Source organism: Priestia sp. JV24 (assembly GCF_025910025.1).
GTDB lineage: Bacteria > Bacillota > Bacilli > Bacillales > Bacillaceae_H > Priestia > Priestia megaterium.
In genome coordinates, this window is sequence record NZ_JAPCIN010000020.1 from 95,350 (window position 1) to 108,982 (window position 13,633).

Annotated in this window: 11 protein-coding genes; 3 read left to right on the top strand and 8 right to left on the bottom strand. The window is 35.0% G+C overall.

The annotated features are described in order from the left end of the window. Positions 1 to 77: 77 nt before the first annotated feature. From OK414_RS15490 to OK414_RS15520, 7 genes are all read right to left on the bottom strand, one after another. Complete coding sequence (locus OK414_RS15490; RefSeq protein WP_034651039.1) at positions 78 to 638, bottom strand: hypothetical protein; 561 nt, start codon at positions 636 to 638, stop codon at positions 78 to 80. Between the two features lie 197 nt (positions 639 to 835). After that, positions 836 to 1,390, bottom strand: coding sequence for a GNAT family N-acetyltransferase (locus OK414_RS15495; protein WP_016764587.1), 555 nt, complete (start codon positions 1,388 to 1,390; stop codon positions 836 to 838). 370 nt (positions 1,391 to 1,760) lie between these two features. Further along, complete coding sequence (locus OK414_RS15500) at positions 1,761 to 2,585, bottom strand: thermonuclease family protein (protein WP_034651036.1); 825 nt, start codon at positions 2,583 to 2,585, stop codon at positions 1,761 to 1,763. A 420-nt stretch (positions 2,586 to 3,005) separates the two neighbouring features. Then, the gene (locus OK414_RS15505) at positions 3,006 to 3,665 is read right to left on the bottom strand and encodes a 2OG-Fe(II) oxygenase (RefSeq protein WP_013057538.1); all 660 of its coding nucleotides are present in this window, start codon (positions 3,663 to 3,665) and stop codon (positions 3,006 to 3,008) included. 246 nt (positions 3,666 to 3,911) lie between these two features. Continuing rightward, positions 3,912 to 5,414 (bottom strand): malate:quinone oxidoreductase, encoded by a 1,503-nt coding sequence (locus OK414_RS15510; protein WP_095379400.1) that lies wholly within the window; start codon positions 5,412 to 5,414, stop codon positions 3,912 to 3,914. Positions 5,415 to 5,534: 120 nt separating this feature from the next. Next, complete coding sequence (locus OK414_RS15515) at positions 5,535 to 6,359, bottom strand: pyruvate, water dikinase regulatory protein (protein ID WP_013083665.1); 825 nt, start codon at positions 6,357 to 6,359, stop codon at positions 5,535 to 5,537. A gap of 576 nt (positions 6,360 to 6,935) precedes the next feature. Then, a complete protein-coding gene (locus OK414_RS15520) occupies positions 6,936 to 7,817 on the bottom strand; it encodes an HAD family hydrolase (RefSeq protein WP_263045187.1) in 882 nt (293 codons plus the stop codon). 313 nt (positions 7,818 to 8,130) lie between these two features. Between OK414_RS15520 and OK414_RS15525 the strand changes: the two genes are divergently transcribed. The 3 genes from OK414_RS15525 to OK414_RS15535 all read left to right on the top strand — a co-directional run bounded on the left by OK414_RS15525 (position 8,131) and on the right by OK414_RS15535 (position 13,026). After that, the gene (locus tag OK414_RS15525; RefSeq protein WP_013083667.1) at positions 8,131 to 9,594 is read left to right on the top strand and encodes a hypothetical protein; all 1,464 of its coding nucleotides are present in this window, start codon (positions 8,131 to 8,133) and stop codon (positions 9,592 to 9,594) included. A 969-nt stretch (positions 9,595 to 10,563) separates the two neighbouring features. Beyond that, positions 10,564 to 11,586 (top strand): hypothetical protein, encoded by a 1,023-nt coding sequence (locus OK414_RS15530; RefSeq protein ID WP_263045188.1) that lies wholly within the window; start codon positions 10,564 to 10,566, stop codon positions 11,584 to 11,586. A gap of 843 nt (positions 11,587 to 12,429) precedes the next feature. Then, entirely contained in the window at positions 12,430 to 13,026 is a 597-nt protein-coding gene (locus OK414_RS15535) for a mechanosensitive ion channel family protein (RefSeq protein WP_016764594.1), read from the top strand. A gap of 2 nt (positions 13,027 to 13,028) precedes the next feature. Here the strand turns inward: OK414_RS15535 and OK414_RS15540 are convergent, their stop codons facing one another. Beyond that, entirely contained in the window at positions 13,029 to 13,607 is a 579-nt protein-coding gene (locus OK414_RS15540) for an HAD-IA family hydrolase (RefSeq protein ID WP_263045189.1), read from the bottom strand. Between the last annotated feature and the right edge of the window lie 26 nt (positions 13,608 to 13,633).

The following is a 13,633-nucleotide window of genomic DNA, read 5'->3' on the forward strand; positions in this document are numbered from 1 at the left end:
TTCAAATACGTTTGTCAAACGGAAAGTTTATGCATTATGTGTAACCACGGCTATGAGTCATTTATCTTTTATGTATACTAGGAATGTTTTAATTTATTTAAACAAAGACGGATACAGGAATTAGTTGACTCAATCAATTCTTTATCGCCTTTTTTCAATCGAATTTCTAACGCACGTTGAAAATAGTGATGTGCTCTGGAAACAACCCGCTGATCAAGTAAACATTTTCCATAATGCTGATAGACAAAGTCTTCATATATGTGAAGGTCTTCATCTGCTTTTAATTGTTCAATGAGTAGCTGAAACGTTTCATTCGCTTTATCCCACTGTTCTTGCCAGTGATATGTATGTCCAAGTCGGATCGTATTCAAAAATTCACCTATTGTATCAGCATGCCGGTCATATAGATAAATGGCCAGCAGCAGATGTCTTTCACTGCTCGTTAATTCTCCAAGTATGCGCTCATATACACCAATATGTCCATATGTTTTAGCAGCGGCACACTCATCCTCTTCTTCAAGAGCTCGTTTCTTTAAATAGATAATTCCCTGCTTCATTTGGTGTGGGTTAACCGGAACTTCTCGAAGCTGTTCATTAAATCGATAACTCATATTAAACGGAAGATCTCTGATGTTCATGCACGCTCCTTTCATGTGGCACATCAGCAAACATACTTTCATGACCGCTTGCTTATGGTCCATTGGATGTAGGATTCTTTCCATTTTGATACGTTTACGCGATTTACAGGAAAGCTCAGCAAAAGTGCTGAGCTGTTGGTTCTTATTATTTTACTTATATATCCATTTTATCACAAAAAATACTACCGTAAAGATGCTCAGGCAGTCTTCATATAAAAAAATGGTTTTTTATCAATAAAAATGGTTTTATGCTCTTGAAAGCCTATACGCTGATACAATTTCTTGGCTTCTACGTTATTATATTCAACGTTTAACGATAAAAACATCTTACGCTTTTTGGCTTCTTGCTTGGCTACATTTAAAAGAGCCGTTCCTATCCCTTTTCCACGATAAGCTTCATCTACACATAGAGAGTCAATATAATAATCTCCATGTTCAGTTTCTATATCAATTTCCCACGCTGGATTATTAAGTTTAGCACGTACAAAACGCTTAACTGGTTCATAAAGCGTTTGTAACATACTTCCTTCGTAGCAAAGCATAAGTCCAACTACCTTCTCCTCGACTTCTGCGATTGTAATATGATGATAGCTATAGCGATTCTTCTCAGACAGAATAAACGCTTTAAGTCTTAAAAGCGCTTCTTCATTCGTTGTAGCCGCCGTATGAGAGCGTGCAATACTGCCAAGCATGTCATAAAGTAATTCCGTTACAGCAGAAGCATCTTCTTTTCTTGCTTTCCTTATTTTCACGATTTTCAAACTCCCTTTATTCTCTTCGCTTGCGTTATTTGTAGCAAACCTTCTTACCTATCTACTTTAACACGAAAAAGAAAAGAAAGAAAAAATTAACTGCTAATCTTCCTTTCATTGTATAATTAATGTATATTTTCAAATGAATGGATGATGACTATGAAAAAACACCGTCAGCAGAAAGATACTACGGTAAGTGGATGGGAATTTTTAGCATAAATTCTTTTACAAGTGCCTCAGCTGCTCATATGGCCCCTGCGTCTTCTTATACGGATTGGTCGCTCTTTGTTGGATGGTATTTAGCCACTCCTATACAAATACTTACTTAACTCAAAAAAAAAAGAAATTCAGCAGTTACTGAATTTCTTTATTAGTTTTTTGCTTTTTTGTATCCTGCTTCTTGCGCATCTTTTTCGGTACAAAACCAAATGACGTGGTTCATGGTTTGATTGTAGTGCGCCCCAGTTGGCACGTGATAAATTTTAGAGTTCTGATTTCCTTTTATTTTACCTTCACAGCTTTTGGCAGACTGAGTATCCTTTTGTTTAGAAGAGGACTGATTTTTTACAGCATCCGTATTATACCCTTTTTCCTGGGCATAGTTTTCAATGCTCCAGATTCCTTTTTCGCTTTTTCGAGCCTGCTCCTGGATTTTCTTAAATTCATCTACGTACTTTGTGTTAGGAGGAAATACTGCTACGCGGGCTAGCCCTTTTGCTAGCAGCTCTTCATTATACAGCTCATTGTCTATCCATACATACGCAAGTAACCGGCCATATTGATCACGCTCTTGCACATCAAATTCAAGGGTGATTTCCTGTCCTTCTAGCCTTTTTTTTGTGTAAGCAGATGCTTCTGGACCAAAGGGCTGTACGCCTAGTTTGGGATGCTTTGTTTCGGGGGTATCAACAAGAAGTAATCGCACGCGATCTCTCTTTCCGTTCAGCATTTTCACTTTAAGCGTATCACCGTCCACTACTCTTTCTACCGTAGCCGCCTCACCTACTACATCTTCACGATTTGCTTTAGAAGGACTATGATCTTCTTCTTGATCTGATGAATCTTCTACTTGAACTGCTTGTTTTGTATCGGCAGAAGATGTGCTTGAATGACTTGCCTGCTCATCGCTGCATCCAGTAAGAAGCAACATAAACATCGCAAGCATCGTGCAAATAATTGCTTTTATTTCTTTCAAAACCCGGGCCCTCCTTTAACACGTTCCCTATCTACTATATAAAAGTAAAATGATTTTATAAATAGTGTAGATCACCTAAAAACAAAAACTCGTGAAAATACCTTTCACGAGTTTTTTCGTGCGACTGTTATAAAAATTGGTTACCTGTTTTAAAGTTATTCTTTTAAATAGCATCTATTTTATTTTTATTTCACGAACACATTTTTCGTTTTAGTGTATCCAGATTTTTAATCATGAGGATATTTTACACTACAAATACATTTATCGTCTACCGCCTTATAAGAATAAGGAATAGCCGCACAAATAGAATAAGTGTGAATATTTCAATATAATAACTGGCTAACACGATTGCTATTTTTTTGTAACATAAATAAGAGCCCTCATTAACAATAGCTAATAGGGCTCTTCAAACCTTTGTTTTTACGATCGAATTTTTTGTTTGCGCATCCACTGGGTAGCGACCCACTTTTCTCCTTTTATAACAGGAGCTCCCCCGTGGAGAGTACGGTCATTAAGTTCAGCGTCACTATAAAAATATTCAAAGTACACGGCCATTCCTTTTGTCGGAGATACGGAAAGACCTAGCTTAGGAAAATAAGTTTCTCCTCCTTCTTCGACATCGTTTAAGTACATAACCAATGTACTAATACGGTTGTTTTTAGATGCTTTACTTGCAGAAGTGAAATAATCGTGATGTGCTTTGTATTCTTGGTCAGGCAAGTATTTTAAAACTTGAAGACCTTCAGCATATTCAATAGATGGTCCCATGATTTTAGAAAGTCGTCTTTCGATTTGATGTACAAGCTCGTTTTCGCTTTCTTCAAAAAACATGCCGCTGCTCGTTCGAATACTGTTTACTTCACGTGCAGCACCAATTTTTGATCGCTGCATTTTATCTTTGGATAGCTGTATAAGTTCGTCACATTCTTCGTTACTTAGGACATTTCCTAAAACTAGAACAAGAGGCTCTTCAAATCGAGCAACAATATCAATCTCTCTGTCTTCTAATTTAATTTTATTCCCTGTATGGTTAAAAATCGTTTGTTCTTTCGTTAGTAAAGATGTATTAGTTAGAATCATCTTTTATCGGCTCCTCGAAATAGCTATTTTCCAATTCTTCACTCCATTACATGTAAACGCTTACTAATAAGAATTATATCATGAATACGAAGTAAATTCTGCTAGTAAAGGAAATAAATAAAAAGAAGCCCGTTATATAACGAACCTCCCTCATTTTTTCTTTTAGATTTCACATGTCGTTTAAATGCTTTAACTATCTAAAAGACTCTTTTAATATAGAGTATACGTATCAAAGGCTGCCTAAAATCATCGGTACACAAGTTCTTTTTTACTTAAATCAAGCGTTTGTGATGTAGAAGCATGAATTTCGTTAAAAAGCGCTGGATTTTCTACCAGTGACAAGCCGTAAGAAGGAATCATTTCTTTTATTTTTGATTCCCATTTCTTCATATGCTGCGGGAAACACTTTTCCAGCACTTCAAGCATGACATGAACGGCAGTCGAAGCACCTGGCGAAGCCCCGAGCAATGCAGCAACGGAACCATCAGCTGAACTCACAACTTCGGTACCGAATTGAAGAGTTCCTTTACCTCCGGCTTCCGTATCTTTGATTACTTGTACACGCTGACCCGCTACGACGATATCCCAGTCTTCGCTTTTTGCGTTTGGAATAAACTCGCGAAGTTCTTCCATACGCTTTTCATCGGACAACAGCACCTGCTGAATCAAGTATTTCGTTAAGCCCATCTCTTTGACGCCTGCTGCTAACATCGTTAAGATATTATTCGGTTTTACAGAATTGATTAAATCCAAATTTGAACCCGTTTTTAAGAACTTTGGTGAAAAGCCGGCAAAAGGTCCAAACAGCAGTGTTTTTTTGCGGGCGATATAGCGTGTATCAAGGTGCGGAACCGACATCGGCGGAGCGCCAACCTTTGCTTTTCCGTACACTTTCCCGTGATGCTGCGCTACAACTTCGGGGTTATTGCATACCATAAATAATCCGCTTACCGGAAACCCTCCAATATGTTTGGACTCAGGAATACCCGTTTTTTGGAGTAAAGACAGACTTCCGCCTCCTCCTCCGATAAAAACAAAGTTCGCCGTGTGATATTCCTGTTTGCCGGTATGAATATCATGTACTTTTACTTCCCACGAGCCGTCTGCGGTACGTGTCAGATTTTCAACGCTGTGGTTATAGTTTATTTCTACCCTTTTACTTTTTAAATGTGTAAACAACATACGAGTTAAAGCTCCAAAGTTCACGTCTGTCCCTGAGTCGATTTTGGTTGCCGCAATTGCTTCAGTCGATGTCCGGCCTTTCATAACAAGCGGCATCCATTCTTTTAGCTTTTCAGGACGATCTGAATATTCCATCCCTTGAAACAATGGATTATTTGATAACGCTTCAAAACGTTTTTTCAAAAAGGATACGTTCTTTTCTCCTTGTACGAAACTCATATGAGGGATTGGCATAATAAACTCTTGCGGATGATGAATTAAATTACTGCTTACAAGATATGACCAAAACTGTCTTGAAAGCTGAAACTGTTCATTAATCCGCACTGCTTTCGTAATATCTATAGATCCGTCAGCTTGTTCAGATGTATAGTTCAACTCGCACAGTGCAGCATGGCCAGTCCCTGCGTTATTCCATTCATTCGAGCTTTCTTCTCCTGCATCTGCGAGTTTCTCAAATACTTTGATTTCCCATTCCGGCGCTAACTCTTTTAGTAAAGATCCCAACGTTGCGCTCATCACTCCGGCCCCAATTAAGATAACGTCTGTTTTTTTATATACATTGCTCATCACAATCTTCCTTATCTTTTATATTTTAAAAAAGCACCTTTTAGCAACATGCCTGTTCTACCTGACTCTCTACAGATTAAGTATGTCTGACAAGTTATCTGTCTTACATAATGGGTGTTTTTATACATACCCTTTCATCTTGTCCTTTTTTAACATGCTCAATATCACTTCAGCGGTTTCTTCAACTGCTTTACCTGAGACATTAACAATAGGACAGCCAATGCGCTTCATAATTTTCTCAGCATAGTCCAGCTCTTCAAGGATTCGATCTACATTGGCATAATTGGCTTGAGACGCTAAACCTAAATTTTTTAATCGTTCTTTTCGGATTTCATTGAGCTTATCCGGTGTAATAACTAAACCAATACATTTATTTTTCGGAATAGTAAAAAGTTCATCAGGAGGCGTCACTTCTGGAACTAACGGTATATTCGCTACTTTAAGACTTTTATGAGCTAAATACATAGAAAGTGGCGTCTTAGATGTTCTCGAAACACCAATCAACACTAGATCAGCTCGCTTGATGCCTCTGAAGTCTTGTCCATCATCATATTTAACAGCAAATTCAACTGCTTCTACTCTTCGGAAATAGTTATCGTCTAATTTTCTCGTTAATCTCGGTTGGAGATTAGGTTCTTTATTAAAGGTTTGGCTAAAGGCACTCATGAGTGGGGTCATTAAATCAATGGCTACAATTCCTTCTTCTTGTGCCTTTTGGTCAAGATACTGTTTTAAAGGTGGGATGACGATAGTATACGCAATGATGGCCTCGTTACACCTTGCTTCAGCAATGATATTATCAATATTTCCCTCATCTTCTACGTAAGAAGTATTTTGAATTTCAATATCTTCTCCACTAAATTGAGTTAAAACTGCTTTTACCATCAGCTCAGCCGTTTCACCTACTGAGTCGGAAACTATATAGACAATTTTTCTTTTATTCACATTAAATCTTCCTATTCTTTGATTTTAATAGTTTAATAACGCTAGTATTTTTTGTTCAACTATCATTTATCAGCTTGCAAGATACATATTTTATGGGTAATGAATGGGCTAATATCCTGGATACTGTGATTATAAACACTTAAAAAACGAGCGAATCTAGGATTTATGTCATACTAATTATAAAATAAAACTAAATATGTTATACTATTTTCATTAAATGTTATATTAGCATTAAATATACGGAGATACAATCCCTTTTCTCCGCATTTTATAAAAAGTTTGAAGAAAGAAAAAGTTTAGATGTTAAAATGTTTTATGCTTTGGCATGGTGGCACTCATCAGGGCTGAGAGGCGTTTTGCAGCGATAGGTACGAGGATAGTTATATAGTTATGTTGTTTATAGCATGATTTTTAAGTTATAGAAGATTTATTCTTATCTATTCTTTTTAGCTAAGAGTGCTATAACTAAAAATAATGAACGGTTTACTTTCCACCTTATGTATACTAAAAACACCGCCTAAAAGACGATGTTTTGAATAGTTGGTTATAATGCATTGTCATGAAATAGATTAATTTTTATAAAACGGGATTACTTCTAGTAGATTTTTGCAATAAAAATTTAGAAAGATAATGAGATACGCCGTTTTCGTCACAGTTAAATTCCGTTACGTCATCGACAATTTCTTGAATATGATCCGGCGCATTTTTCATCGCTACGGCATAGCTGGCAAACTGAAACATTGGTAAATCATTATTGCTGTCGCCAATTGCTAGAATGTCTTGCTCGGGCAAATTAAAATGTTTTAGCATTTGCTGAATTCCCGTTGCTTTATTTACGTTTGCCACCATCACTTCAACATTGTGTTTAGATGAAGTAGAAGTTGTAAAGTCGATTTCTTTTTTAAGTTCTTCAAGTTCCTCTTTCCATTTATCGATATGCTCGTGCGTTCTTGCAAAGAAATAGAACTTTGAAAATTCACTTCCCTCTACAGAATCTTTCCAGTCAATTTCTTCTTTAATCGCTTGTTTACGAGAAAGCCATTCGTTAATTTCCACACTGTCTGGCTTTGGCTCTCTAATTTCATTTTCCACATAGGACTGATCTTGTTTTAGCGTCACGCGAGGTGTGCCATACGGGAAAAGCTCGTAGTATACCTTGTTCGCTCTTGCTTTTTCAATAATAGTTTCCACCAATTGAAGCGAAAGCGAGTGCTGAAAGACTGACTCTTTTCCTACGTACCCTGCCATACCATTTGACGTGATAAATCCATCCACTTGAAAGCCTTCAGGAACTAACTCTTCTATTTCATCAAACGCTCTTCCCGTAGCAATAAAAACAAAAATTCCCTGTTTTCGTAATTCGTGAATGATTTCTTTTGTTTGAATACTTACTTTGTTGGAGCGATTTAATATCGTGCCGTCCATATCTAAAAAAATTGCTTTAGGTTTTAACAACATATTTATTCCCCCTATTTGTAAAAAGAGTGTACTTGGCAAGTATAAACTTTTCCATTTTCAAACTCAATGAATGTACTTTGCTTTTCTCTTTTATAAAACTACTATAATACTCTCCTTACATCTAAAATTGTACAAGCGCTATAAAGAAAGAATTTTATCTTTGCAATAAGCCTTTATATACTAATAGCCGGCTAGGCTAATTTGATATAAAACTGCATTCACAAAAACGAATTTTTCTTTTAGCCTTTAGAGTATCGTTCAAAAAAGATATAATAAGACTGTTACAGATTAAATACATACAGAGGAGGTCAACATGAACGAACCATCCAATTTTTCTCCTTACCTTATTAAACAAATCAGCGATGCGATCGATGACAATATCAAAGCAAAGTGCATAGACTTTTTATATGATTCTCATTCGTTTTTTTCGAATGAAAAAGATTTTATAGAAGACTACATTTTAAATATATTGCAAGATACGTTTGTTTTAGAGAATAAATTAATAAATCCTAAGGAAATAAGAAATCCCGCTTACAAAAGAAGACAATCGAATAAGAAAAACTGGCTGCAAACGTTAAAAAAAGATATTAAAGCAGAAAAGCCTAATCCTATTTTTGAAGACATTGAATTGGCCAAAAAAGTGATGGATAAAAAAGTGGATACCGAACACTTAAAAAAGCTGTTTGGCGTGGAAAAACCTGAAGATATTTTAAAGATAAAGTTAAAAGAAGTAGAGGCATGGGCTAAAAGTAAAAAAACAAACATTACTGATTTTCCTTATTTAGATTCAAAAATGAATTATCAAATAGAGAAAGCATTTCACACGGACTTTACTTTTTTAATTGCTGAAATCATACTAGAAAAATACAATGGGAATTTGAGTAACTGGATTGATAAACGATTAAATTCGTGGGTAGAGGCCCCTATCTTCTCAAATGAAAGTCACTCTCTTAAAACCAATATGGAAGTTAAAACAAACTCCCAAGAAGTCGTTTTATATAATGACTATAAAGTTGATGAAGAATATTTCATTCGCACCATTATCCCTGTGAATGATAATCAAACGGTTCTTTCCAAACGAAATATGGTTTTAGATCCAAAAGATTCTCAAATTATCCAGTTTGCTCTTTCACAGCGCGACGAGATGTTTTATAAAGAAAAAACGGTGACTCTTGATTTAGCGGATATCGTTAAAGAAATTTATAATTCAAAAGGTGTAAAAAACTATGAAGCGGTTGAAGCCCGCATTATGAAAATTGCCAGATACCATGTAGAAGGTGTAGCGAAGAAGAAAAATTCCAGAGATACAAAATTTGCAATAAACTTCTTCCAAAAAGCTGTTATTGAAACCGATGAAGTAACGGGCAGACGATATGCAACCATCGTATTTAGCGACGATACGCATCAAGGCTTTTTAAATCAGCAGTTTGTACAAATTTATAGTGACGTTATTAAAAAGTTTAAAGATAACTCGCTGTCTTCTTTACTGCTGTACGCATTTCAAAAAGAGCGATTAGATTGTTATTTACAAGAGAAGTCTTACACCCATTTTTACCCGTATCAATATTTTGCTTCAAAAGTTCGTTTTCGTTCAAAGAAAATTGATGTCAATCTAAAATTAATTAATGAATCTCTAGCAGAGTTTGTTAGCAATCAAGTACTGATCCAAAGTTATCAGCAAAAACTTCAAGGATTTGAAATCTCTTTTATTCCTCTTCAAAATTATGAAATTCAAGACTATTTTGGAGGAGAACATAGAGAAACATTGGAAGGGTAAATTGTTCCCTTCCTTTTTTATTTGATATTTTGCCACTTTCAGCTTATAAATACAAAATATCCCTCTACTTTTATTTCATAGTTTGGAAGTTTTGTCATTTTTAACGTACTAACCAGAAGCTTTTGCCGTTTTTGACGTACCTGTTCGCTTCTTTTGCCGTTTTTAGCGTACTAATTACTACCTTTTGCTGTTTTTGACGTACCACTCTGATTCTTTTGCCATTTTTGACGTACTACATTCATTTTATTTACTCGTAATCACTTATTAATTGTTAATTATTCTCTTTTTTTCGTAAAACAATCCTACCTTTTGCCGTTTTTGACGTACTCCTTCACTACTTTTGCCGTCTTCTGCGTACTAAACATTGCTTTTCCCTTTGTTATTGCCTTTTCAAACCCCATTTTTTATTTTTTTCGCAGCATATATAAAGCTTTTGCCATTTTTGACGTACCAAACAAAAACTTTTGCTGTTTTTGTCGTACTACTACGTCGTTTTTGACGTTTTTCACGTACTAAAAATAGCTTTTGCCATTTTTGACGTACTGATGAAATTCATTGTGTTATTTACAACGATCAGAGAAGTGATTTTTTTACCTTTTTTTAGGTGAATCAAGATAACTTTTGCTGTTTTTAGCGTACTACTCTTCACTTTTGCTATTTTTGGCGTACTACACTGAGCCTTTTGCCGTTTTTTACGTACTAAAATGCATAAAGTTTTTTTTGATTTTTACTGATCGTAACAAATACTGTTCTGCCGGCGCTTGCTTGCTTTTGCCGTTTTTGGCGTACTAAAAAACCTATACGCTGCACCCCTTGATATGACAGCATTCTTTGAACCTTTTGCCGTTTTTAGCGTACTACTCGTTCGTTTGCGATTCTATTTCTTATTGATATAATTTTCACAAGGTATTCTTTGTTATTTTACCCTAATAAATTATTGTTGATATGAAATAGATTGGAGGGATTCTCATGATAAAAAAAGAATTTGCGAAAATTGGAAAACAAATTATTCGCCAATTGTCTAGCACCGTAGAAAAATATAAAGATATTGAAGATCACATGGACCTAGACGCTCATGGGAATCCTACAATCAAAACAGTGGCAGAACATCACCGTTTATCTAAATCTCAAATTTCACAATTAATTTTTTATCACTTCCTTCACGTTGATGAAAGAGGTATTATTTGTGATGTTTCTGAAAAAGAGATTGCAGCCGCTTTGAACTGTACCGTTCGAACAGTTCGCAACAACAATGTAGTATTAGCAGAAACAGAATTAATTTCCTATTCTCGCAGCGGCAAAGGAATCAATATTTGTATTGTTCCCTATCCTCAATATTTTGAAGAACACGGCTTTGGGTTTATGGAATTAGAATATACTCGCTTTGAAGAACTTATTCTAATTGAAAATGTAAATGCCCTTCGCTTAGAGCTGCGCAAAGAATTGGTTTATGACAACGATACGATTAAGCGTCAGTTTAATCCTGCAGAAAACACTTCAAAAATTAGCTTTAATGACTATAAAATTTTTACGCCGAAATATACTCACTACAAAGGTATGATGCAAAAAATAGCTGAAACACAGACAAGCGCATTTAAAACAGTTGTCCAAGGATCTACTATTTTCTTTGTTTTAAAAGACGGAGCTAAAAATGGCAAGATGTCAAAACAAGAAAAGAAAGATCAATACGCTGCGGCGATTCGACGTACTATTGAAGAGACTTTTGTAAAACTATCTGGACACAGCACAGATTCTACCGGAATTATTATGTCTTCATTCCAAAACGAAGACATCGCTGATTTGGTTCAGCTTTCTTTTGAATATGGTATTGAACGAGTAAAGTCTGCCCTTTATTCTCTGATTGAACAGACCTTCTTCAGCCATGATGCTCAAGTCGTTGAAAATTACGGTGGAAAAATCCGTACGCTCATTCGAAAAGAGCTTTCAAAAAATCTTCAAGATCAAGTCCCTGCCGAACTTACAGCTTCATAAGGGGCTTCTTTGGCATGCCTTTTTTTTATTTTCTCTCCCTTCTCTTCTCTTATTGATACAAATAGTGCAAACAAACACCCCTTTTTGCAGCTATCCAATTCCATTATCCTATCTATATAAACGTAATGAGTTCAAATAAATGATATTTCTTGTGTATAACTACGGAATATTGCTAAAAAAATACCTTCATACTTATCCACAAAAGAAAGAAAACATATTCAATGACTGTTATATCATCCTTTTTGTTGATAAAAACATCCCTTTTATTTTTTTATTAACGATAATTTCCAGGTTATTTACTCTTTAACACGACTATTTTTATCCACAATGGAAATAATTCATACTTTTAATAGCAATTTTCATACTATGAGTTTTAAAATCCGTCTATTGCAGAAGAAAAAACATAGTGAATAAAATAGTTTCCATATCTGTTGTTATAAAAAACATCCTTTAGCTAAAGGATGCTGTTCACAAAAAATGTCTATTTTCCACACAGTTATTTATTGAAAAGCAATTTCCTCTCTAACCCTTGATATCATTGGGTTTTCACAGGGTTTTTCTTTCTTTAATATCTGTATATAATGTTTGTTAATAAGATCTATACTAATCTCTGTTATAAGGTTTTATTTAATATTTGTATAAAGAAATGTTTTAAAGATATCTATACCTGAGGATTTTTTCTTTTTCTAAATTAAGGAGTTTTCATTACGTATACCTAATACAAATAAATTAAAATAAAACAATAATTCAAACGCCTCTTCATAAATTCTAGTAGTATATTTTTAAAAATAAATTATACTATTCAGTAGAGAAAATTTTATAAAGCAAGAAAGGGACTTAGTCATGAAAGACATACAGTGGGTACAGAAAACTTTATTTAATACCGGTAAGTGGATTGACATTAGTGAAGTAATTATAAAGATTATCTTGATTTTCATTATTGCTCAAATCGTTATCAGGTTTGCTCGCAGTGTAATTAATAAAATCTTTGATTTCAGATTTAAAACTAAACTGCTGAGGTACAATGAACGTAAAGAAATAACGCTGAAAAAGCTTTGTCTGAGCATTGTCATGTACGTAGTGTATTTTATTGTACTTATTACGTCTTTAGAGGCAATCGGAATTAATATGAAAGCACTCTTAGCTGGTATTAGCGTAGCAGGATTTATTACAGGCTTAGGTGCACAAAATTTGATTAAAGATATTTTAAACGGTTTTTTTATTCTATTTGAAGATCAATTCTCAGTAGGAGATCACGTATCCATAAATGATACGAAAGGAACTGTTGAAGAAATTGGATTGCGCACGACAAAAATTCGCGGAGTGGATGGAGAGTTTTACTTTTTTGCTAATAGTAACATTACAAAAGTAGCGAACTATACGCTCGGTGAAATTCCCGAAGTACATAAGCCTGAACAAATAAAAACTCGTGAAGAATAGCTTCACGAGTTTTTATTTACGACAGTTGTAAAAAATTGATCGTATGATGTAAGGTGGTAATCTGCTTTAATGTCGTCATTTTGAAATGCACATGTTTTGATTCCCAGTTCACGGGCAGGTTTTAAATCAAGCTCGCGGTCTCCAATCACTAAATCGAGCTGATACTTATCGTGAAGATAGGCATAAGCGCCGCTATCAGGCTTTCGTTTATAGCCATCATCTTTTGTAATAATCTCCATAAAATAGTGCTCCATATTAAAAAATGCCAGGATATCAAGAGTAGACTGTCTAGATTTATGCGTAACAATTACATTTGTATTCGCAAAGCTCAGTACGTCTTCTACATGAGGAAAAGCAGGCTTATCTTTAGGATTGATTTTCTGTTCGAGCACATGGAAGTGTTTATCAAACAAAGATTTTTCAATATCGAAGTGCTTAATTGCTATGTCAGAAGATATCTTCATTTGTTTTAAAATATCGTCTTCTGAAATCGTTTGATCTGTTAGTAATTCTTTGAATGCTTTTACAATCGTTGGATAGGTATCAAAGATGGTTCCATCAAAGTCCCATAAAATATTCATTTTCACTGTCTCTCCTTTTTTAAAAA